Here is a 22,751-nt window from a genome sequence, read left to right as displayed (position 1 = left end):
GGAGTAACGATATGGCTTACAGCGACAAAGTAATTGATCACTACGAAAATCCACGCAATGTTGGTTCATTCGACAGTGAAGACCCTTCAGTTGGTAGTGGCATGGTAGGTGCGCCTGCTTGTGGTGACGTCATGCGACTGCAAATCAAGGTTAACGATGAAGGTATCATTGAAGATGCCCGTTTTAAAACCTATGGCTGCGGCTCGGCGATTGCATCCAGCTCTTTGGTAACAGAGTGGATGAAAGGAAAATCGCTGGAACAGGCTGAGGCTATCAAAAATACTCAGATCGCAGATGAATTAGAACTGCCGCCAGTGAAAATTCACTGTTCTATTTTGGCAGAAGATGCGATTAAAGCAGCCATTGCTGACTACAAGAACAAGCATCAGGCGAAATAGCCATCTTTATAGAATCACTTCTTTTGTAGAAGCATGTTTTTCACGAAACGTTTCACAAAAAGAAAATAATTTTGGTGGATATTGGTTCAATATCCACCTTTGCTAGTTTTAATAGTGAGGTGTGGTATGTCAATTTCCCTGACAGAAAGTGCAGCCCAGCGTATTTTGACCTTCCTTGACAATCGGGGAAAAGGTATCGGGTTGCGTTTGGGAGTGAGAACATCCGGCTGCTCTGGTATGGCATATGTACTTGAATTCGTTGATGCGGTTAACGAAGAAGATCAAGTTTTTGAAGATAAGGGCGTAAAAGTTATCGTTGATGGTAAAAGTATCCTTTACCTTGACGGTACTGAGTTGGATTTTGTTAAAGAAGGCCTGAATGAAGGCTTTAAATTCAACAACCCCAATGTTTCCAGCGAGTGCGGCTGTGGGGAAAGTTTCAACGTTTAATCCCATTTTTTGGCTCCGCACTTTGCGAAACTAAGAGTAACTTATGGACTATTTTACTTTATTTGGGCTGCCTGCGCGTTATGCGATTGACCGTGAACTGTTGGCAACCCGCTATCAAGAATTGCAACGACAGTTTCACCCTGACCGTTTTGCCAACCAGCCAGAACGTGAAAAAACGCTGGCACTCCAACAAGCAGCTACTATCAATGCGGGTTACCAAACGCTGAAACATCCCCTGAAACGTGCAGAATATATGCTGTCGCAGCAAGGGTATGATCTGTCCAACGAACAGCACACTATGCAGGATACTGATTTCCTGATGCAACAGTTGGAATTGCGCGAAGAACTTGATGCCATTGAACACAGCCCAGATCCAGAAACAGCACTGTCTGGTTTCTCATCTCGCCTCAATAAAATGATTAAAACGCGCAGTGAGCAGATGGAACAACAACTCGACATTGCTGAATGGTCAATTGCAGCCGATACCGTCCGTAAATTACGCTTTTTGGATAGATTGCAACAGCAGGTTGAATTGCTGGAAGAGCGGCTGCTGGATGATTTTTAGCTAATTAGCATGAGTTGAAATAGCTTTTGGCTGAATGAATTTCAGTTGAATACCTTTCAGTTGAATAGATATCGGCTGAGTAGATTTAAAGGGGCACACATGGCTTTATTACAAATCAGCGAACCGGGTTTATCTGCCGCACCACACCAGCGCCGTCTGGCTGCGGGGATTGATCTGGGTACAACCCACTCTCTGGTTGCAACTGTCCGCAGTGGTCAGGCTGAGACGTTGGCGGATAGTGAAAACCGTCACTTGCTTCCTTCCGTTGTACAATATCGTAAAGAAGACATTCAGGTTGGTTGGTTGGCACGCCAGCAAGCGGCATCGGATCCCGTTAATACCGTGAGTTCAGTCAAGCGGATGATGGGGCGCTCTTTGGCTGACATTCAGCAGCGTTACCCGAATTTACCCTACCAGCTTCAGGCAAGTGAAAATGGCCTGCCGTTGATCAAGACAGCTTCAGGTTTGGTTGATCCTATTCAGGTTTCTGCTGACATATTGAAATCGTTGGCACAACGGGCAGAAGAAACTCTGGATGGCAAACTTGATGGTGTTGTAATAACAGTCCCTGCTTATTTTGATGATGCACAGCGTCAGGGAACCAAAGATGCAGCCCGCTTGGCTGGCTTGCATGTCCTGCGTCTTTTGAATGAACCCACGGCAGCCGCGATTGCCTATGGTCTTGACTCTGGTCAGGAAGGCGTTATCGCTGTTTATGATCTCGGTGGCGGTACATTCGACGTTTCGATTCTGCGCCTGAGTCGGGGTGTATTTGAAGTGTTGGCCACAGGCGGTGATACTGCTTTGGGCGGTGACGATTTTGACTTACTGTTGGCAAATTGGATCCGTGAACAAGCGGGAATTACGGATAATGACCACGGGCTACAGCGACAATTACTGGACATTGCCACCGCAGCCAAAATTACCTTGAGTGAAGCGGATAGCGCTGAAATCAATATTGCTGGCTGGCAAGGTCATATTACTCGCACTGAATTCAACGAGCTGATCACGCCACTGACAAAACGCACACTACTTTCCTGCCGTCGAGCGCTGAAAGATGCGGGTGTCACGGCTGATGAAGTTCTACAGGTTGTCATGGTAGGCGGCTCAACGCGTGTGCCATTGGTACGCAGCACCGTGGGCGCGTTTTTTGATAGAACTCCATTAACCTCTATTGACCCCGACAAAGTAGTTGCGGTTGGTGCTGCCATTCAAGCCGATATTTTGGTAGGCAACAAACCTGACAGCGAAATGTTGTTATTGGATGTTATTCCACTCTCCCTTGGGTTAGAAACGATGGGCGGGCTGGTTGAAAAAGTCATCCCACGCAATACCACAATCCCTGTCGCAAGAGCGCAAGAATTTACCACTTTCAAAGATGGTCAAAGCGCGATGAGTATCCATGTGGTGCAGGGAGAAAGAGAACTGGTCAATGATTGCCGTTCTCTGGCACGTTTTACATTGCGTGGCATCCCGGCCTTGCCGGCAGGTGGTGCGCATATTCGCGTGACCTTTCAAGTGGATGCCGATGGCCTGTTGAGCGTCAGTGCATTGGAAAAATCCACGGGTGTTGAATCTTCCATTCAGGTAAAACCTTCCTACGGCTTATCTGATGAAGAAATTGCGCGCATGCTCAGAGATTCTATGACCAACGCGCAGGAAGACATTCAGGCACGTAAACTGGCAGAACAAAAAGTAGAAGCTGCCCGAGTTTTGGAAAGTTTAACGAGCGCGCTGGAAAAAGATGCTGATTTACTGAGCCAAGAAGAACACACCGCCATTGACGAAGCGGTACAAGTATTAATTGAATGTGCTCAGGGGAGTTCTCCTGATGCGATTGAAAGTGCAATTAAACAATTGGACAAGCAAACGCAGGAATTTGCCGCGCGCCGTATGGATACATCAATCCGCCGGGCTTTGGCGGGTCACTCTGTGGATGAGATTTAATTATGCCTAAAATTGTATTTTTACCTCACAATGAACTTTGCCCTGAAGGTGCTGTTTTAGACGCTCAAGAAGGCGAATCAATTCTGGACGTTGCATTGCGTAACGGTATTGAAATTGAACATGCCTGTGAAAAATCCTGTGCATGTACCACGTGTCACTGCATCATCAGAGAAGGGTTTGACTCACTGGATGAAAGCTCTGAACTGGAAGATGACATGTTGGACAAAGCATGGGGGCTGGAGCCTGAAAGCCGCTTGAGCTGTCAGGCTAAAGTTACCGATGAGGATTTAGTTGTTGAAATCCCTAAATACACCATTAACCATGCACGTGAGCACTGACAGGAGAAAATAGGACATGAAATGGTCTGACAGCCAAGAAATTGGCGAAGCCCTGTATGATAAATTTCCAGATTTGGATCCAAAAACAGTGCGTTTTACCGATATGCATGGATGGATCTGTGAATTGGACGGTTTTGACGATGACCCACAAAAATCTAACGAAAAAATACTGGAAGCGATTTTGACAGTATGGCTGGATGAGTACGAATAGCGCAAAATTTGTTTACAACAAAAAATAGCGCTAATTCACTGATTTTTGCTTAAAAATTTGGCATAGTCTTGAATGCAATGGAAAACTGGCAATCGCCAGTTTTTTTATATTAATCAATCCTTCTGTGAAGCAACGATCTATCTTATGTGTACCCAATGGATTTCAAATTGCATCGCGGCGGCAGGGAATGACAAATTCGTTGGGAACGAATTTAAACAGCCAAAAGCTGGCCTGCGGTGAGAGACAGGAGCCTCTCATAATCCCCGGGTGCATAGATAACCGTATGTTGATAAAAACGGTGACCGGGGTGAATGAGCGCAGTCAACAAAGGGCAACTTGAAAGACGAAGGGTATAGCACAATGATTGATGTGACGCAGTGAACAATAAGAAGTGAGATAAAATGACAAAACAAATCATGCCAATAACACTGTCTTATGAATTGGCTAACGCTTGCTGGGGTGAAAAAGCATTAATTAGTTCGGGCGAGCAGGGGATCACCATCCATTTGGAAGGAAATGGAAAATTAGGAGCCATCCAGCGCGCAGGGCGCAAAATTGACAGTCAAGGAATTCGCAGCGTTGCTTTAGTCGGTGATGATTGGGATTTGGAAAAAAGTTGGGCATTCTGGTTAGGTTTCCGTTCTCCCAAGGGATTGCGCACTATCGAATGGCCACAACTGCCGGCTCAGGAAAAACAAGAGCTGGAAAGCAGAATCAAATTCATTGATTGGGTACGTGATACCATCAACCTTCCGGCGGAAGATTTGGGGCCAGAGAACCTTGCCCAACGAGCAATTGATTTATTGACTGGCGTAGCTGGTGATGCTGTGAGCTATAGCATCATTAAAGGCGATGCATTGCGTGAACAGGGCTATTCTGGTGTGCATACCGTTGGCCGTGGCTCTTCCCGTGAACCAGTTTTCCTTGCATTGGATTTTAACCCGACGAAAGATGAAAAAGCGCCGGTTGCCGTTTGTTTGGTAGGTAAAGGCATTACCTTCGACTCAGGTGGATACAGCATTAAACCTTCTGCGTTCATGGATGCAATGAAGTCGGACATGGGCGGTTCAGCAACATTGACAGGAGCATTGGCCTTGGCAATCAGCCGTGGTTTGCAACATCGGGTAAAACTGTTCCTGTGCATTGCAGATAATATGGTCAGTGGTAATGCATTCAAATTGGGTGACATTATTCGTTACCGTAACGGTAAAACCGTTGAAGTCATGAATACCGACGCAGAAGGGCGTCTGGTACTGGCTGATGGCTTGATTGATGCCAGCGCGGAAAAAGCGCCGTTGATCATTGATGCCGCAACGTTGACTGGCGCAGCCAAAAATGCGGTGGGCGGGGATTACCACGCTATATTCAGTTTTGATGATCAATTGGCTCAAGATTTATTGGCAGCGGCTGACTCTGAAAATGAATTGTTCTGGCGTTTGCCGTTGGCAGAATTCCATCGTGGTCAACTGCCTTCTAATTTTGCTGAATTAAACAACATTGCATCACCTGCACATAGTGCGGGAGCAAGTACCGCAGCGGCATTCCTGTCTCACTTTGTAGAGAACTACAAAAAAGGCTGGATACATATCGATTGCTCTGCAACCTACCGTAAATCAGCGGTTGAACAGTGGTCTGCGGGTGCAACGGGATGTGGCGTGCGCACGATTGCCAATTTGTTGCTGGCTAAAGCAAAATAAAAGGTGAGATAAACACCAGCACCTTCGAGTTACTTTTCTTGATAGCCTCTCTGGTGGGAGGCTATCATTGCGCTTTCCAACATGATTAGCTGTACCGAATTTAGCTACACTGCAATGAATGATAGGCTGAATTTTGTATTTAATTTTGCGCTTAACTTCAGTTTAAACAACATAGTTCGGAGATTTTCATGAGTTTGTCAAATGGGTCTGTTGCTACCGAAATAATGGTTCCCAGTGGAAGCCGTATTACCCTCAGCCAGCCAGAAGAACAACCCGCCCAACTTATCGAAGCCTTGAGTGATTTATTCAAGCAGCATAAACCCGTCCGACGGGCTTTTTTGACCATGTTCCATGATAAAAATACAGATGAGAAACCCAATCTGTTAATTGGTTTGGAGTTCAGTGATTCTCCGCCAGAATCTGAAATAGACAAGATAATTCAAGACGCTGGCAATCTGACCTGTGAATACCTTGACGAAGACGATTCCGTTGATTTTTGCCTGCTTGACGAAACAGAAGGGGGAATCAGCCACTATTTGATTCAGCATACACAACCTTTCTATCAGAGAAAATTAGGCAGTTGGCTGCGAGATACTATTCCTGTTATCAATCAATAAATTTCTGCCCCTTATGTCAGCGTAAAAACGCATGTCAGCGCAAGAATACACGGGATTAACTTTTGCCCTATGACTCGTTGCAATTTGGCTGCAATGAAAAAATCCTCGAATTTATCTAATAAGTGCGAGAACTATCGAAGAATTGAAAAAATATAGGGCAAAAGTGCCGGGTAAGTTTTATTCCGGATGGAAATTCCGTTATTTTTTCTACGCTTTGATTGTGCATGATAACCAGTATCATAAATCACAATAATGGATTACATGACGACATGGCAAAGGAAGAGTAAAAAGCGTTTTCTTTCCTTTAGGTATATCTAAATCCCTGCATCATATGAATATCCATAAAAAATAATATCTTAGATTGTCCTGTAAATAATAAGGATTATGGTTATGTATCAATGTCAATTCTGGCAAAAGGCAGCAAGGAAAAAACGATGCCTTGCAATAATGCTTGCTGCGCTATTTTCACTCTTCACGCTGTCTGGGTGCGATCAAGCCGAGAATACAGATAAAACTAAAACAGATAGCACTCAATCAGAAGATAACAAACAACAAAATATTACCCAGTCCCAAGATAATCAGCGAACAGACCGGGAAAAACAGGAAACATCCGCTGCACAACTAACGTCTTCCAGTACCGAAAAACAGGTATCTCAATCTCCAGCGCAGCGTTATGCAGGTAAAAATGTCACTATTTTAGATGCCTCTGAATTGCAATTGGGTGGGGCCAGCGCAATGGTGGTTACTTTTTCCATTCCTTTAGATCCTGACCAAGATTTTTCACAAAAAGTCCACCTTATTGATGTGAAATCAGGGAAATTGGACGGCGCATGGGAGCTTTCCAATAACCAAAAAGAACTCAGGTTGCGTCACTTACCGCCGGCACGTGAATTACGTTTGACAATTGACAAGGGTGTAAAAGGCATAAATGAGCGTCAGCTAGCGACTGCCTATGAAAAAACAATTAATACAGCCCCTATTACACCGACGGTTGGCTTTACCAGCAAGGGGTTATTATTGCCCAGTAAAGTCGCTGAAGGGCTACCAGTACTGGCACTCAATGTTGACCGCGTAGATGTCAACTTTTTCCGGGTCAAAGAGCAGTCATTACCCTCATTCATTGCTAATTGGCAATACCGCAATAACGTGGAGTATTGGGATTCTGGTGAACTGCTGAAAGAAACTGAGTTAGTTTACACCGGTCGCTTTGATCTCAACCCCACTGCCAATACCCGCGAAAAATTATTGCTCCCGCTCAAAAATATCAAAGAGCTGCAAAAAGAGGGTGTTTATCTGGCCGTTATGCAGCAAGCAGGGAAATATAGCTACAGTAATCCCGCCACCCTGTTCACACTCAGTGATATTGGTGTTTCCATGCACAGTTATCTGGACAGGGTAGATATCTTCACTCAATCATTGGCGCAAGGTTCCAGCCTGAAAAATGTTGAGATCCGCCTGTTGGATGCCAAAGGTCAGCTTTTGGCAAAAACGACAACGGACAGTAACGGGCATGCATCACTTGATAAAATCAATGAAGCGAAGTTATTGCTGGCTACCGAAAGCGGCAGTACCAGCATAATTGACTTGAATACACCGGCATTGGATCTCTCTGAGTTTGATGTTGGTGGCCCGCAAGGATATAGCAAACAGTTTTTTGCCTTTGGCCCAAGAGATCTGTACCGGCCCGGCGAGACATTGATTATCAACGGATTATTGCGCGATGCCGATGGTCGCCCGCTCAAGCCACAGCCAGTTAAAGTAGATATATTAAAAGCCGACAATCAAATTGTTCGCAGTTTTGTTTGGCAAGCTGAAAATGGCCTTTACCAATACCGCTACCCGATTCCTCGTAATGCTGAAACCGGCATGTGGTCACTGAGATTTGACTTAGGTGATAAGACGCCACGTTATTATAAATTTAACGTTGAAGATTTCATGCCTGAACGCATGGCATTGGAAATAACCGGCAATAGTGATAACCAACCGATATTGACAGGCGAAGCAGTTGAATTTGATGTAACGGGCCGTTACCTGTACGGGGCACCCGCTGCGGATAACCGCCTGCAAGGGCAATTATTCCTGCGCCCAGCCCGTAACGCAGTAGCAAAACTGCCGGGATACGAGTTTGGCTCTATAAAAGAAACAGACTTGAACCGAACATTGGATGAGTTTGATATCACCCTGAACAGCAAAGGAAAAGCAACGCTTTCGGCCAGTGAAGATAATTGGAAATCTGTTGCCTCTCCGGTAAAAGTCATCATGCAAGCCAGTTTGCTTGAATCTGGAGGGCGTCCGGTGACACGTCGCACAGAGCAGGCAATCTGGCCGGCGGATCTGTTAGTTGGCATACGGCCACTTTTCAATAAAAAAACCATCTATGACTATTACACTGGTCATGATGAAAGCCGCTATAACGTGGATGACAACTCACTGGCAGAATTTGCAATAGTTTATGCTGATGCCAAAGGGAACAAATATGCAGCTCAGGATTTAAGGGCGCGTTTGATCTATGAACGTCGTGATTATTACTGGCGTTGGTCAAGCAATAACGGTTGGCAATCAGGTTATGACCAGAAAGATCTGCTCATGGAAGATGAACCGTTGCAAATTGCAAAAAATGGTACAGCTAAAATCAGTTTCCCTGTCGAATGGGGTTCTTATCGCATTGAAATTGTGAATCCACAAAACCAGCTTGTCACCAGTCTGAATTTCTGGGCTGGCTATTCATGGCAGGATAATACTGGAGGAACAGGGGCAGTACGCCCGGATCAGGTCCAAATGTCTTTGGATAAACCTGCCTATAAACCGGGTGATAAAGTGAAACTGCGCATGCTTGCACCCCAGGAAGGCAAAGGCTACCTGCTGGTGGAATCGAGTGAAGGCCCATTATGGTGGCAGGAAATTGACGTACCCGCAAAAGGACTGAATATTGACGTCCCAATTGATAAATCGTGGGCTCGTCATGATTTGTATCTCACTGCCGTTGTTGTCCGGCCCGGTGACAAATCCCGTCATGCAACCCCTAAGCGGGCGATAGGTGTTCTGCATCTGCCTCTGATGGATGAAGGTCGTAAACTGGATATCGCCTTGAGTGCGCCTGATAAAATACGTCCAAATCAAGATCTCAAAGTTAAGATTAAAGCCACTCCCCAACAAGGGAATCCGTTGCCAAAACAGGTCTACGTCTTGCTCTCAGCGGTAGATACCGGTGTATTGAGTATCACTGACTTTAAAACTCCAGATCCTTACGAAGCTTTCTTTGGCCGCAAGCGCTATGGAGCTGATCAATATGATGTTTATGGTCACTTGATTGAAGCTGAAGGCCGTCAGGCAAATCTGCGTTTTGGGGGAGATGGTGATGACAGTTCATTTGAGCGTGGTGGTAAAAAGCCATTGACGGAAGTCAAAATCATTGCTGAACAAGCTAAGCCCGTTGTACTGAATGCGAACGGCGAAGGTGAAATTACCCTGCCAATTCCGGATTTCAACGGGGAACTCAGGTTAATGGCTCAGACATGGAGCGATAATGAATTTGGTCACAGTGAACGTAAAATCATTGTTGCAGCCCCTGTCGTTACACAAATGTCATTGCCTCGTTTTATGGCAGGTGGGGATCAATCCCTGCTGTCATTGGATCTCACCAATTTGACTGAACAACCGCAAATACTGACGCTGGATTTTGCAGCGGAAGGGCTGATTAAATTACATGGTATGACAAGCAAGAAGCTCATATTGGAAAAAGGAAAGCGAACAACCCTCCAGATCCCTGTCAAAGCAGTTCACGGGTTTGGGCAAGGTGAAATTTTCTTGACGATCAATGGGCTGAATTTACCTGATGAAAATTTAACGCAGTACAAAAATAGCTGGAAAATAGGCGTTCGTCCGGCACATCCGGCTAAAACGCTGCAATTTGCGAATGTGCTCCATCACGGGCAGGATTGGCAGTTATCACCGGCAGCGATTTCTGATCTGGCTCCGGAAACCTTGGAAGGGCAGCTATTGCTGACCAGCAGGCCGCCATTGCAAATAGCGCGTTATATCCGTGAATTGTACGCCTATCCCTATGGCTGTCTGGAACAGACAATCAGCGGGCTTTATCCATCACTTTACTCGAATGAAGTTGAATTGAAAAAATTGGGCATCAAAACGCAAAGTGATGAGGCACGTCGGACCGCCATTGAGAGAGGAATTACTCATCTACTGAGTATGCAGCGTCATAATGGAAGTTTTTCATTATGGGATCGCAATGGCAGTGAAGAATTTTGGTTAACCGCTTATGCGACGGATTTTCTGTACCGTGCTATCCAGCAGGGTTATAGCGTTCCAACTGATGCCCTGAAAGCCGCCAATAATCGCTTATTACGCTATTTACAGGACAAGAGCATTATTGATGCCCGTTACAGTAGATCACTTTCCGCGGCACAATTCGCGGTGCAGGCTTATGCGGGTTTAGTCTTGGCCAATCAACAAAAAGCACCATTGAGTGGATTAAGGCAACTGTATGAACGCAGGGAAATGGCGGGAAGTGGTTTGTCTTTAGTTCAATTAGGCATCGCACTGAAAATCATGGGGGATAATACCCGTGGTGATAAGGCTGTTGATTTGGGAGTACGTAAATCACGCAAGTCAGATCATAGTTTGGGTGACTATGGCAGTATTATTCGTGATGACGCCCAAATTGTTTCTTTGCTGACAGAACACAAGATGTTGCTAAAAGAGCGCGATGAAAAATTACTCGATTTGTCCAATGAGCTGACAACCCGCCATTATTTCTCAACCCAAGAAAGCAATGCACTTTATCTGGCAGGGCGTTACTTCATCAACGAATCTGAACAACCTTGGAAAGCCGCCATTAACCAGCAAATGCCGCCGCTTAATTATGATAGGGCATTAACGGACACATTAACGGCGGAACAACTCCTGAAGGGCGTAGATATCAGTAACAGGGGTGACAGTACGCTGTACTCACGCCTGAACGTCGTGGGGTATCCGCTGAACACACCAACCCCTTACTCAAATGTTCTGAACATTGAGCGAACTTACCTCGATTTAGAAGGTAAACCAACTTACTTCGATCGTATGAGAAGTGGTGAAATGGTGGTTGTGAAACTAAAAATTAGTGCAACTCAAGCCGTCCCCGATGCTTTGGTTGTTGATTTACTTCCTGCGGGATTGGAAATAGAAAACCAAAACTTGGCGAATAGTAGTGCGAGCTTGGGTGAGAGCGCATCAGGCCTGCAATATTCTATTGAAGAGATGCAAAAAGAAGACATCCGGCATATCGAATATCGTGATGATCGTTTTGTCGCAGCTGTGGCCGTTCCTGCTTATAAATCAGTAACATTACTTTATTTAGCCCGTGCCGTTGCCCCAGGAGTTTATCAAATTCCCGCACCACAGGTTGAATCCATGTATGTTCCTTATTGGCGTGCAGTAGGCTCAACTAACCCAACACTGGAAATAGTCCGGTAATAACTCTCGGCCCCTATTACTTGAAGTTATCACTTGAAGTGAAGGTAGGGGCCACCGCTTTTTTCGGATACCGCTGTAATGAGAAAATTGTCCTCCCGCATCTACCGGCATGTTCTGATCATGACTTTGGTTATTTTTCTGGTGATACCTACCGGAATGTGGCTGGCAGATAAAATATGGCCGTTGCCGGCACATAACATCAAAATGGCTCGGGTTGTGGTTGGTGCTGATGGCTCACCATTGTGGCGTTTTGCCGACAGCGAGGGGATCTGGCGTTATCCTGTTACCTTAGATCAAGTTTCGCCGGAATATCTTCAGGCGTTGCTGACTTATGAAGACCGTTGGTTTTACAGGCATCCCGGCATTAATCCGGCTTCTCTGCTAAGGGCAGCATGGCAGGATATTCGCGCAGGGAAAATTGTCTCGGGTGGCAGCACTATTTCTATGCAAGTTGCCAGATTGATTGATCCACATCCACGTACTGTTTCAGGAAAATTCAAACAAATTTGGCGTACTTTGCAGTTGGAATGGTATTATTCAAAAGATGAAATTTTGGAGATGTACCTGAACCGAGCGCCATTTGGCGGCACATTACAAGGCATTGGTGCTGCCAGTTGGTCTTATCTGGGAAAATCGCCGTCTGAACTTTCATCCGGTGAAGCCGCATTATTGGCTGTATTACCGCAGGCGCCCAGCAGACTGCGCCCTGATCGTTATCCTGAACGGGCTCAGGCTGCCCGTGACAAGGTATTGCAGCGATTGGAACAATATCATGTTTGGTCGGCCCAAAAAGTGGCTGACATCAAAGAAGAAAATGTGTGGTTGGCACCACGTCAGGCTCCTCACCTGGCCCCATTGCTGGCGAGGAGAATGGTGAATGAAAATCAGCAGGAAGTGATCCAGACGACAATTGATACTGGCTTGCAGCGTCAATTGGAAGATATGGTTCTTAACTGGAAATACCAACTGGCCGCTAAAACGTCAATCGGGGTACTGGTTGTCGATCATACTGATATGTCTGTTAAAGCGTATATTGGATCAGCCGATATTCAAGACCGAAGCCGTTTTGGGCACGTCGATATGATAAGTGCCCGGCGCTCACCAGGTTCTACATTGAAGCCTTTTTTGTATGCAATGGCATTGGATGATGGTTTGATCCACGGGGAATCTTTATTGCAGGATGTTCCCCGTCGTTTCAGTGATTATAGGCCGGGAAACTTTGACAGCGGCTTCAATGGGCCGGTTAGCGCCAGTGAGGCATTGGTCAGGTCATTGAATTTACCGGCAGTGCAGCTTCTTGAAGCATATGGTTCCAAGCGATTTACGGCCAAATTACGCAATGCAGGCATGATATTACGTTTCCCACTTGGCAGTGAGCCGAACTTAACGCTTATTTTAGGCGGAACGGCTACCCGTATGGATGAATTGGTAGCGGCTTACAGCGCTTTTGCCCGCCAAGGAAAAATGTCTCCATTACGTTTTATGCCACAGCAAAAAATACGGGACAGGCAACTTTTTTCTGCCGGCGCAGCCTGGATAGTCAGGCGGATTATGGCGGGAGAGGGGCGCCCTCAACCTGACAGCACGTTACCCGCTGAAGTGCCTTTGGCATGGAAAACAGGCACAAGTTACGGCTATCGTGATGCATGGGCGATTGGTGTGAATGCGCGTTATACCATTGGGGTTTGGGTTGGCAGGCCTGATGGTACTCCCGTCGTTGGGCAATTTGGTTATGCCACGGCGATCCCAATCATGAATCAAATCAATGGATTGTTAATGGATCATTTGCGCAATGGTTCGATGCGCATTCCTGTTGAACCACGGCCTGCGAGTGTCAGTCAGGCAACGATTTGTTGGCCAAGCGGGACTGTTCCATCTCAAGAACAGCTTCAGGAAAAGGGATACCGGGAAAACAGTAATTGTCGGCAGCGCCGATTGAGCTGGATTTTGGACAATACCGTCCCTCCGACATTATCGACCAGTGACCAAGAAGGAATTTCGGGGATCAATGAACAGATATGGGTAGATAAACAAGGTTTGCGTGTTGCACCTGATTGCCCTGATGGCAAGCCTGAAACAGTAAGCCTGTGGCCAATTGCACTGGAAGCGTGGCTACCAGCCAAGGAACGACGGGCAAATCGTTTGCCACCTATCAACCCTCAATGTCCGCCAATGAAAAAGGATGCAATACCCTTGCTGATTATTGGGATCCGTGATGGCGACATATTGAGGCGTATTCCGGGTAAAAAAACATTGGATTTAACTATTTCAACGCAAGGAGGCAGCGGGCGGCAATGGTGGTTTTTGAATGGTGAACAGGTTGCAGTAACAGAAAATAATCAAACATGGAGCAGCACGTTGTTGCAGTCTGGTAAATATCAGCTCAGTGTGTTGGATCTGGGCGGGCAAATCAGCTCAATCAATTTTGTGTTGCAGTAATTTGTTTTCTGTCATCAGCCAAGAAGAAACTGGAAAGGTGGCCGCTTTAACAATCAATTCAATGATCTTGATCAGAAAGCCTATTCGTGATCCATTCGCCTGAATAGGCATTATTTTATAGAATTAACCATGCAAAAAGCATGAAGCTACAGTAAAGGTGTTTTATTCAAAATTAAGGCTGAATACCCGTAAACGCGTTTAACTCGCCAGATGTAACCACAAGAAAATGTGATTTATGCTAAAAAATTATAATTTTCGATAAGAAAGTTTTAATAAAATGTTGTGTTTTTTGTGGGAAAGCAGAAAGTCTCCTCCTATAATCAACGCCTATTTTTATTCCCGCCAGATGGCAGGATAAATTTGTTCCTCAGTTTTGTTTGGGGGGCATGACTATTAAAATGAATTATCGCTGAAAGTGCCAAAGAGGTTATCGAATGACAATTGAACGTACTTTTTCCATTATCAAGCCTAACGCAGTAAAGAAAGACGCTATCGGTTCTATCTATGCCCGTTTTGAAAGCGCTGGGTTTAAAATTATTGCAGCCAAAATGCTGCATCTGACCCGTGAACAAGCGGAAGGTTTCTACGCTGAACACAAAGGCCGTCCTTTCTTTGATGGTTTGGTAGAATTCATGACCTCTGGACCAATTATGGTACAGGTTCTGGAAGGTGAAAATGCGGTTCAGCGTCATCGTGACCTGATGGGCGCAACCAACCCAGATAACGCACTTGCCGGTACTCTGCGTGCAGATTACGCAGACAGCTTTACTGAAAATGCGGTTCACGGTTCAGATTCTATCGAATCTGCAAATCGCGAAATTGCTTACTTTTTCAGTGATGATGAAATTTTCCCCCGCTACTAATCTTTCAGTTACTCGTAGCATCTAAACAGTAAAGTTTGTACAATGTTACGCCCCACTAATTTAATTTAGTGAGGCGTTTATTATTTTATTTCGATGTTTATCCCTCAAATTCATTTGATGTTACTGAAATTTGCTATTAGCAACGTTTTCTATTGCTGAAATTTGATAGCACGGGAATCTAATGAACATTGAACAGGCAGTCACCGCATGAAACTTAGTGTTGAAATAAAATCAGCACAGAGCCGAAAGTGTAACAACGAGGCGATGTAAAAAATGTCCCAACTTAACGAAACCGTACCATCTTCAACTTCCGCTGTATCTGTCACACCTGAAAAGAAAAACGGTAAAATCAACTTACTTGACCTTAACCGTAAGCAAATGCGTCAATTTTTTGCCGATATGGGAGAAAAACCTTTTCGTGCCGATCAGGTCATGAAATGGATGTACCATTATTGCTATGACGACTTTGAGCAGATGACAGATATCAATAAAGTGCTCAGAGCAAAATTACAGGAAGTCGCTGAAATTAAAGCACCGGAAGTCGCTGAAGAGCAACGCTCCGCCGATGGCACCATCAAATGGGCGATTACTGTTGGCGATCAACAGGTTGAAACGGTTTATATCCCGGAAGATGATCGCGCGACACTGTGTGTTTCATCTCAGGTGGGATGTGCTTTAGAGTGTAAATTCTGTTCTACTGCCCAGCAGGGTTTTAACCGCAATCTGCGGGTATCTGAAATCATCGGCCAGGTTTGGCGTGCTGCCAAAATCATCGGTTCACTGAAATCCAGTGGCCGCCGTCCCATTACTAACGTAGTGATGATGGGAATGGGAGAGCCATTGCTCAATTTGAACAATGTCGTGCCAGCAATGGAAATCATGATGGATGATTTTGGTTTCGGCCTGTCAAAACGTCGTGTGACCTTATCAACATCCGGAGTTGTACCGGCACTGGATAAGCTGGGCGATATGATTGATGTTGCACTCGCTATTTCTTTGCATGCGCCGACTGATGATGTCCGCGACGAAATCGTGCCGATTAACCGGAAGTACAACATCGAAGAATTCCTGGCAGGAGTTCGTCGTTACTTGACTAAATCCAATGCAAACCAAGGGCGCGTTACGGTGGAATATGTCATGCTTGATCACGTCAATGATAGCGTTGAACAAGCCCACCAATTGGCCGAGTGCCTGAAAGATACCCCGAGCAAGATCAACCTGATCCCGTGGAACCCGTTCCCCGGCGCTCCTTATGGCCGCAGTTCCAACAGCCGAATTGATCGTTTTTCCAAGGTACTGATGGGATATGGTTTCACAACCATCGTGCGTAAAACGAGGGGAGATGACATAGATGCCGCATGTGGGCAGCTTGCGGGTGATGTCATTGATAGAACCAAACGGACACTGAAAAAACGCATGGCAGGTGACACCATTCAGATAAAAACAATCTAATTTTTTGTTTAATCTCGATTAATGGCTAAAAATCTGCTTAAGTTTGACATATTCTTATAAATGAGAATGGTATGATACGGAAATCAATAATTTGGTCTATAGTTTGTTTTAGCCTGTTAACTGGCTGTGTGGAACACTCTGCACGTCACGGTCAGCAGGTTATTGCAGTAGATACACGATTACGGCTAGGGAAAGCGTATTTGGCAGAACGAAATTTATCGGCTGCCAATTATCACTTTCAAAAGGTTTTGCAGGCAGAACCACGCCACCCAGAGGCTCATTTGGGCATGGCTTTGCATGAGCAGTACGCAGGGCGGCCAGAAACCGCAGGGCAGCATTACAGAACGGCCATGCAGTATGCGGCAGGAAATGATACTGTAGTGCATCATTATTATGCTTTTCTGTGTGAACAAAAGCAGTATACAGAAGCGAAGAAATTGATCACGGGAAGTGCGAAAAGCGGCATGAGTAGCTACAGCTGCGATAGGTGATCTTCTGTAATAAACATCAATTTTCTGTAATAAATATAGTTTTCTGTAATAGACATAGATAGTATGAAATTATTTCGCTACGTAAGTTAAATTACATGCTCTAGTTAATTTGCGTAAATTCTTTAACCCTGAACAGTACCAGTGTCCTTAGCTAATGAAGACTGAAACTTACCCAGAAGAAGCCAATCTGACAGCAGGTCAGATTCTGTGTCAAGCTCGTGAAAAACTTGAGCTTTCTCAGCAAAATGTGGCAGATCGCTTGTGTCTCAAACTGTCCACTGTTCGTGACATTGAAGAAGATCATATCCCATCCAATATTACGCCGACATTCTTTCGTGGATATATCCGCGCTTATGCAAAACTTGTTCAGGTGCCGGAAGCTGAAATTTTGAGCGTCTTGGACAAACAAATGCCAGTCAAGACTGTCAAGGTTTCCCAAATGCAAAGTTTCTCATCAGGGAAAAAGCGCAAGAAGCGTGATGGCTGGTTAATGAAGATAACATGGGCCGTCATCATACTACTATTGGGCATGACTGTGCTGTGGTGGTGGCAGAACCACAAAGAGCAGCAAAACGAATTCACGTCAATGGCTGAGCAATCCAGTGCTCAACATACTGAAAATGATTCAGCAGCGGCAGCAGAGACTTCATCTGCGCCTGCTAAAGAAGGGCAGCCTGTTGAGGTTTCCCAAAATAAATTGTCTTCAGCACAAATCAATACAGGAACGCCAGCGATGGCTTCCGCAGAATCAAAAGCAGCTACCCCATCTACAACCAGTGCTGTTGCAGAAAATAACGCATCTGTCGCTAATGCAAGCACTGCCGATGCTGGTATATCTAATGCCGGTACAGCAAATTCTGCCGCGAGTACTTCTTCAGCGGCAAGCATTTCTTCTGTAGTCAGCACTTCGGCAACAGATGTAAATAATATTGAAGCGGCAACTAACAATGAGTTAGTTATGAATTTCAGTGGGAGATGCTGGGTAGAAGTCAAAAATGCCAAAGGTAAGACATTGTTCAACGGGATAAAAAATAAAGGTGATAGCCTGATGTTTTCTGGTGAGCAGTCTTATTCATTGATTATTGGTGCACCTGCTTGGGCTAAAGTCCAGTTCCAGGGGAAACCAGTGGATCTCGGTACTTTTATTAAAAAAGGTACAACAGCCAAACTGACATTGAAATAAACTCATTATTGGCTTTTGGCGAATTTATCATGTTAAAGACTTGGGCGAACATTGAATAAGAATTCATGTTCGCCTGTGTGTATTATTGAGCATAGCGTGTATTATTCACCACAGCATAGTTGTAATTTTTATAAACAAAATACAGGGATGTAGGGGAGTAATGTAAAAATGCATAATGAATCACCGATAAAAAGACGTAAATCCACACGTATTTATGTCGGTAAAGTACCCGTGGGGGATGGTGCTCCTATCGCGGTTCAATCAATGACTAACACACGGACAACTGATGTTGAGGCGACCATCAACCAGATTCGGTCGCTGGAACGTGTCGGTGTTGATATTGTTCGTGTCTCAGTTCCAACCATGGATGCCGCAGAAGCATTCAAACTCATCAAACAGCAAGTTAATGTTCCGCTGGTTGCTGATATTCATTTTGATTATCGCATCGCATTGAAAGTAGCAGAATATGGCGTTGATTGCTTGCGCATTAACCCCGGTAATATTGGTAACGAAGAACGCATCCGCATGGTTGTGGATTGCGCTCGCCATAATAATATTCCGATTCGCATTGGGGTTAATGGTGGGTCACTGGAGAAAGATCTACAGGAAAAATATGGTGAACCTACACCGGAAGCATTAGTTGAATCAGCAATGCGTCATGTGGATATTCTGGACAGGCTTAATTTCGACCAGTTCAAGGTCAGTGTTAAGGCATCGGATGTGTTCTTGGCAGTAGGTGCCTATCGCTTACTGGCACAGAAAATTGACCAGCCGTTGCATCTGGGGATCACCGAAGCAGGCGGGGCTCGTGCGGGCGCTGTGAAATCATCAATCGGTCTGGGTATTTTGTTGTCAGAAGGGATTGGTGATACGTTGCGTATCTCTTTGGCGGCAGATCCGGTGGAAGAAGTTAAAGTTGGTTTTGATATCTTGAAGGCGCTGCGAATTCGCTCCAGAGGTATTAACTTCATTGCTTGCCCAACTTGCTCACGTCAGGAGTTTGACGTCATTGGCACGGTCAATGCGCTTGAACAGCGCCTCGAAGACTTAATCACCCCAATGGATGTTTCTATCATTGGCTGTGTTGTTAATGGGCCGGGAGAAGCTGAAGTTTCAACACTTGGTGTCACTGGTGCGAAAACGAAAAGTGGATTTTATGAAGATGGTATTCGTCAGAAAGATCGTCTTGATAATAAAGACATGATAGACCAGCTTGAAGCAAGGATCCGGGCCAAGGCCGCTATCCTTGATGCTAATAATCGCATTAGTATTAATCAGGTTGATGAATAACAGACTGTCTGAATGATGATGGATATCATGCCGGTGCAAATAATTATGTGCCGGCATATCCTTTTATCTTGGATCTTCAAGCGGAGAGTAAGCAGCTATCGTTTTTTTGCTGATTGAACCTTGTAAGTATTCGCTTTTATAATCGATGTCATTCCATCGTAGAAATATTAATAGAGATAAAAACGTGACGAAAAATATTCCGGCTATTCGTGGCATGAACGATTGTCTTCCTGCTGATACTATTATCTGGCAACGAATTGAATCTACTCTGAAGCGAGTGCTATCAGGTTATGGTTTCAGCGAAATTCGAACACCGATTATAGAGCAGACCCCGTTATTTAAACGGGCCATTGGTGAAGTTACCGATGTTGTCGAAAAAGAGATGTATACCTTTGACGATCGCAATGGTGAAAGCTTGACCCTGCGCCCAGAAAACACCGCAGGTTGTGTCCGTGCGGGTATCCAGCATGGTCTGCTGTACAATCAGGAACAGCGTTTATGGTATATCGGGCAAATGTTCCGCTATGAGCGCCCACAAAAAGGCCGCTATCGCCAATTCCATCAGTTGGGTGCGGAAGTTTTTGGTCTGCAAGGGCCGGATATTGATGCTGAGCTTATTTTAATGACCGCCCGTTGGTGGCGTGAATTAGGTATTGCAGAGCACGTTACGCTTGAATTGAACTCCATTGGTTCACTGGAAGCACGTGCAAATTATCGCGAAGCACTCGTGGCATTCCTTGAGCAGCACAAAGATAAGCTGGATGAAGATTGCTTGCGCCGTATGTATACCAACCCATTGCGTGTTCTGGATTCCAAAAATCCTGAAATTCAGCAACTTCTTAATGATGCACCGGAACTGTCTAATTATCTTGATGCCGAATCAAAAGAGCACTTTGATGGCTTGTGCCAACTTCTTGATAGTGCGGGTATCAAATATCGCATTAATCAGCGTCTGGTGCGTGGCCTTGATTACTACAACCGTACTGTTTTTGAATGGGTAACATCCGCATTGGGTGCGCAGGGAACCGTCTGTGCCGGCGGGCGTTACGATGGCCTGGTTGAACAACTGGGTGGAAAGGCAACGCCGGCTGTTGGTTTTGCAATGGGTCTGGAACGTATGGTTCTGTTAGTGCAGGAAGTTAATCCTGACTTTGTTGCCGATTTGACCGTTGCAGATGTTTACCTCTCTTCCTTGGGGGAAGGCAGTCAGCAATCAGCACTGATACTGGCAGAAAAAATTCGTGATCAACTGCCAGAGTTACGTCTGATGACCAATCATGGCGGCGGTAACTTTAAGAAACAATTGGCTCGTGCGGGCAAGCATGGCGCTAAAGTTGCCCTGATCCTTGGGGAAGATGAAATTAAAGCCGGCAATGTTACGGTAAAAGATTTACGTAACGGCGAACAAGAAACGTTGTCACAACAAGCGATCGCAGCACGTTTGAGCGAACTTTTAGGCTAAGGAGAGAGACTCTGTGGAAGTCTATACCACTGAAACTGAACAAGTAGACGCGATAAAGCGTTTTTTCGCCACCAACGGCAAATACCTTGCTGTTGGTTTAATTCTGGGTATTGGCGCATTGATTGGCTGGAATTACTGGAAAGGGCATCAGACAAACCAATTGTATGAAACAGCCGAATCATTTGAAAAAATGAACAAATCGCTGGTGTCAGGGTCGAAAGAAAGCATTGCTGCGGCAGAAACGTTCGCTAATGAAACGAATAACATTTACGGTGTCATGACCGATCTGGAACTGGCAAAGCAGGCTGTTGAGCAAAATAACTTAGCTCAAGCAGAGAAAAATTTGCTGGCGGCATCAGGCAAGGCGAAAGATGGCGACATGCAATCTATTGCCAATCTGCGTTTGGCCCGGGTTCAATTGGCGGAAGATAAAACTGATGCTGCATTGAAAACTCTGGAACAAATCAAAGGCAAAGGTTGGGTTGTTGCCGTTGAAGATATCCGTGGTGATATTCTGGCCAAAAAAGGCGATATTGCGGGTGCGCGTGCAGCATATTCCAATGGGCTTGGCGCTGATGGCCCTCAAATAATGAAAGATTTCATGAAAATTAAACTTAATAATTTATCCAACTAAGGGAGCCAACTTCTAATGCAACTGCGAAAAACACTCTTGGTTGGGCTGGTTGCTTCTGTTCTGCTGGCTGGATGTTCTAGCGAACAGGATTCGGTAGTAATGTCACCGTTGCCGAAGATTGAAAATCAATTCAATCCCCGTGTTGTTTGGGATAAATCCGTTGGAAACGGAATTGGTGACTATTATTCTCACTTGTCACCTGCTTGGCAGGGATCGACAATTTACGCTGCTGATCGCAAAGGGCTTGTTAAAGCGTTTGATATAGACAGTGGAAAAGAGCTGTGGTCAGTTGATTTGGCTGAAAAAACAGGCCTCCTGTCAGCTAATCTGCCAGCATTGCTTTCTGGTGGCTTGACTGTGTCCGGCGATCATCTCTATGTCGGTACAGAAAAAGCGAAAGTCATCGCGCTGAATACTGCCAACGGTGAAATTGCGTGGGAATCTACCGTTGCTGGTGAAGCTCTGTCACGTCCTGTTGTAGATGAGGGGCTGGTTTTGATTCACACTGGCAATGGTATGTTGCAGGCGCTGAACGAAGCTAATGGCAAGGTTTTATGGTCAGTCAACATGGACACGCCGCCATTATCAGTGCGTGGTGAGTCAGCTCCTGCTACTGCTTATGGTGCGGCAATTGTGGGTGGTGATAATGGCCGTGTCAGTGCGGTTCTGCTCTCTCAGGGGCAGTTGATTTGGCAACAACGCATTTCCCAATTGACTGGTACGACCGATATTGATCGCCTGAACGATGTTGATATGACGCCTGTCATTTCCAACAATGTGGTTTATGCCATTGCCTATAACGGCAATTTAGTGGCAATGGACATGCGTTCCGGTCAAATTATCTGGAAACGCGATCTTGGCTCTGTGAATGATATGGTTGTCACTGATGACAATATTTTCATTGTTGATCAAGAAAGCCGGGTTTTATCCCTGCGCAAGAGCGATGGAGTCACCTTGTGGGTGCAAGACGAACTTTTGCATCGCAACTTAACCGCACCAGAAATGTATAATGGCTATCTGGTTGTTGGTGATGGCGAAGGTTATTTGCATTGGTTGAATACAACTGATGGCAAATTTATGGCCCAGCATAAGGTGGATGGTTCAGGTCTGTTGAGCCGCCCGGTTGTTGCCAGTGATAAACTGATGGTACAAGCGAAGGACGGGACAGTTTACCTGTATACCCGCTAATTCCAGAACATGTTATAAGTTGTACATAAAACTATACACGGCTCCTGTGCTGAC

18 protein-coding genes are annotated in these 22,751 nt (G+C 45.4%); all 18 read left to right on the top strand.

Features of this window, described 5'->3' with window-relative positions; all coding sequences use genetic code 11:
* Positions 1-11 precede the first annotated feature (11 nt).
* The 18 genes from iscU (at position 12) to bamB (ending at position 22,697) form a co-directional block, all read left to right on the top strand.
* Positions 12-398 (top strand): Fe-S cluster assembly scaffold IscU, encoded by a 387-nt coding sequence (gene iscU, locus BM100_RS02905; RefSeq protein ID WP_092507760.1) that lies wholly within the window; start codon positions 12-14, stop codon positions 396-398.
* A gap of 126 nt (positions 399-524) precedes the next feature.
* Complete coding sequence (gene iscA, locus BM100_RS02900; protein WP_092507758.1) at positions 525-848, top strand: iron-sulfur cluster assembly protein IscA; 324 nt, start codon at positions 525-527, stop codon at positions 846-848.
* Positions 849-891: 43 nt separating this feature from the next.
* Positions 892-1,413 carry a co-chaperone HscB gene (gene hscB / locus BM100_RS02895; protein WP_092507756.1) on the top strand — a complete coding sequence of 174 codons (522 nt, stop codon included), beginning with the start codon at positions 892-894 and terminating at the stop codon, positions 1,411-1,413.
* A 99-nt stretch (positions 1,414-1,512) separates the two neighbouring features.
* On the top strand, positions 1,513-3,360 hold the full coding sequence (gene hscA, locus BM100_RS02890) for a Fe-S protein assembly chaperone HscA (protein ID WP_092507754.1): 1,848 nt from the start codon (positions 1,513-1,515) through the stop codon (positions 3,358-3,360).
* 2 nt (positions 3,361-3,362) lie between these two features.
* The gene (gene fdx, locus BM100_RS02885) at positions 3,363-3,698 is read left to right on the top strand and encodes an ISC system 2Fe-2S type ferredoxin (RefSeq protein WP_092507752.1); all 336 of its coding nucleotides are present in this window, start codon (positions 3,363-3,365) and stop codon (positions 3,696-3,698) included.
* A 16-nt stretch (positions 3,699-3,714) separates the two neighbouring features.
* A complete protein-coding gene (gene iscX / locus BM100_RS02880) occupies positions 3,715-3,909 on the top strand; it encodes a Fe-S cluster assembly protein IscX (protein ID WP_092507750.1) in 195 nt (64 codons plus the stop codon).
* 401 nt (positions 3,910-4,310) lie between these two features.
* Positions 4,311-5,606: an aminopeptidase PepB gene (gene pepB / locus BM100_RS02875; RefSeq protein WP_092507748.1), complete on the top strand. Its 1,296-nt coding sequence runs from the start codon at positions 4,311-4,313 to the stop codon at positions 5,604-5,606.
* 188 nt (positions 5,607-5,794) lie between these two features.
* The gene (locus BM100_RS02870; RefSeq protein ID WP_092507746.1) at positions 5,795-6,223 is read left to right on the top strand and encodes an enhanced serine sensitivity protein SseB C-terminal domain-containing protein; all 429 of its coding nucleotides are present in this window, start codon (positions 5,795-5,797) and stop codon (positions 6,221-6,223) included.
* A gap of 390 nt (positions 6,224-6,613) precedes the next feature.
* The gene (locus BM100_RS02865; RefSeq protein ID WP_092507744.1) at positions 6,614-11,695 is read left to right on the top strand and encodes an alpha-2-macroglobulin family protein; all 5,082 of its coding nucleotides are present in this window, start codon (positions 6,614-6,616) and stop codon (positions 11,693-11,695) included.
* Positions 11,696-11,773: 78 nt separating this feature from the next.
* Positions 11,774-14,134 carry a peptidoglycan glycosyltransferase PbpC gene (gene pbpC / locus BM100_RS02860; RefSeq protein ID WP_092507742.1) on the top strand — a complete coding sequence of 787 codons (2,361 nt, stop codon included), beginning with the start codon at positions 11,774-11,776 and terminating at the stop codon, positions 14,132-14,134.
* Positions 14,135-14,568: 434 nt separating this feature from the next.
* Entirely contained in the window at positions 14,569-14,997 is a 429-nt protein-coding gene (gene ndk, locus BM100_RS02855) for a nucleoside-diphosphate kinase (RefSeq protein ID WP_092507740.1), read from the top strand.
* A gap of 273 nt (positions 14,998-15,270) precedes the next feature.
* Complete coding sequence (gene rlmN / locus BM100_RS02850) at positions 15,271-16,449, top strand: dual-specificity RNA methyltransferase RlmN (RefSeq protein ID WP_092507738.1); 1,179 nt, start codon at positions 15,271-15,273, stop codon at positions 16,447-16,449.
* A gap of 71 nt (positions 16,450-16,520) precedes the next feature.
* Positions 16,521-16,940, top strand: a complete 420-nt coding sequence (locus BM100_RS02845) for a tetratricopeptide repeat protein (protein WP_092507736.1) — start codon at positions 16,521-16,523, stop codon at positions 16,938-16,940.
* Between the two features lie 154 nt (positions 16,941-17,094).
* Positions 17,095-18,123, top strand: coding sequence for a cytoskeleton protein RodZ (gene rodZ / locus BM100_RS02840; RefSeq protein WP_092507734.1), 1,029 nt, complete (start codon positions 17,095-17,097; stop codon positions 18,121-18,123).
* A gap of 168 nt (positions 18,124-18,291) precedes the next feature.
* On the top strand, positions 18,292-19,413 hold the full coding sequence (ispG, locus tag BM100_RS02835) for a flavodoxin-dependent (E)-4-hydroxy-3-methylbut-2-enyl-diphosphate synthase (RefSeq protein WP_092507732.1): 1,122 nt from the start codon (positions 18,292-18,294) through the stop codon (positions 19,411-19,413).
* 184 nt (positions 19,414-19,597) lie between these two features.
* Positions 19,598-20,875: a histidine--tRNA ligase gene (gene hisS, locus BM100_RS02830; RefSeq protein WP_092507730.1), complete on the top strand. Its 1,278-nt coding sequence runs from the start codon at positions 19,598-19,600 to the stop codon at positions 20,873-20,875.
* 13 nt (positions 20,876-20,888) lie between these two features.
* On the top strand, positions 20,889-21,509 hold the full coding sequence (locus BM100_RS02825) for a YfgM family protein (RefSeq protein ID WP_092507728.1): 621 nt from the start codon (positions 20,889-20,891) through the stop codon (positions 21,507-21,509).
* Positions 21,510-21,524: 15 nt separating this feature from the next.
* A complete protein-coding gene (bamB, locus tag BM100_RS02820) occupies positions 21,525-22,697 on the top strand; it encodes an outer membrane protein assembly factor BamB (RefSeq protein ID WP_092507726.1) in 1,173 nt (390 codons plus the stop codon).
* Positions 22,698-22,751: the final 54 nt, after the last annotated feature.

Source organism: Xenorhabdus mauleonii, assembly GCF_900113945.1.
GTDB lineage: Bacteria > Pseudomonadota > Gammaproteobacteria > Enterobacterales > Enterobacteriaceae > Xenorhabdus > Xenorhabdus mauleonii.
Note: the sequence above shows the minus strand (reverse complement) of the source record. Positions and strands in the feature narration are given on the sequence as shown.

Excerpts from the sequence above, each read along its gene's own strand:
- iscU (WP_092507760.1), top strand. The coding sequence starts at position 12 with ATGGCTTACAGCGACAAAGTAATTGATCACTACGAAAATCCACGCAAT.
- iscA (WP_092507758.1), top strand. The coding sequence starts at position 525 with ATGTCAATTTCCCTGACAGAAAGTGCAGCCCAGCGTATTTTGACCTTC.
- hscB (WP_092507756.1), top strand. The coding sequence starts at position 892 with ATGGACTATTTTACTTTATTTGGGCTGCCTGCGCGTTATGCGATTGAC.
- hscA (WP_092507754.1), top strand. The coding sequence starts at position 1,513 with ATGGCTTTATTACAAATCAGCGAACCGGGTTTATCTGCCGCACCACAC.
- fdx (WP_092507752.1), top strand. The coding sequence starts at position 3,363 with ATGCCTAAAATTGTATTTTTACCTCACAATGAACTTTGCCCTGAAGGT.
- iscX (WP_092507750.1), top strand. The coding sequence starts at position 3,715 with ATGAAATGGTCTGACAGCCAAGAAATTGGCGAAGCCCTGTATGATAAA.
- pepB (WP_092507748.1), top strand. The coding sequence starts at position 4,311 with ATGACAAAACAAATCATGCCAATAACACTGTCTTATGAATTGGCTAAC.
- BM100_RS02870 (WP_092507746.1), top strand. The coding sequence starts at position 5,795 with ATGAGTTTGTCAAATGGGTCTGTTGCTACCGAAATAATGGTTCCCAGT.
- BM100_RS02865 (WP_092507744.1), top strand. The coding sequence starts at position 6,614 with ATGTATCAATGTCAATTCTGGCAAAAGGCAGCAAGGAAAAAACGATGC.
- pbpC (WP_092507742.1), top strand. The coding sequence starts at position 11,774 with ATGAGAAAATTGTCCTCCCGCATCTACCGGCATGTTCTGATCATGACT.
- ndk (WP_092507740.1), top strand. The coding sequence starts at position 14,569 with ATGACAATTGAACGTACTTTTTCCATTATCAAGCCTAACGCAGTAAAG.
- rlmN (WP_092507738.1), top strand. The coding sequence starts at position 15,271 with ATGTCCCAACTTAACGAAACCGTACCATCTTCAACTTCCGCTGTATCT.
- BM100_RS02845 (WP_092507736.1), top strand. The coding sequence starts at position 16,521 with ATGATACGGAAATCAATAATTTGGTCTATAGTTTGTTTTAGCCTGTTA.
- rodZ (WP_092507734.1), top strand. The coding sequence starts at position 17,095 with ATGAAGACTGAAACTTACCCAGAAGAAGCCAATCTGACAGCAGGTCAG.
- ispG (WP_092507732.1), top strand. The coding sequence starts at position 18,292 with ATGCATAATGAATCACCGATAAAAAGACGTAAATCCACACGTATTTAT.
- bamB (WP_092507726.1), top strand. The coding sequence starts at position 21,525 with ATGCAACTGCGAAAAACACTCTTGGTTGGGCTGGTTGCTTCTGTTCTG.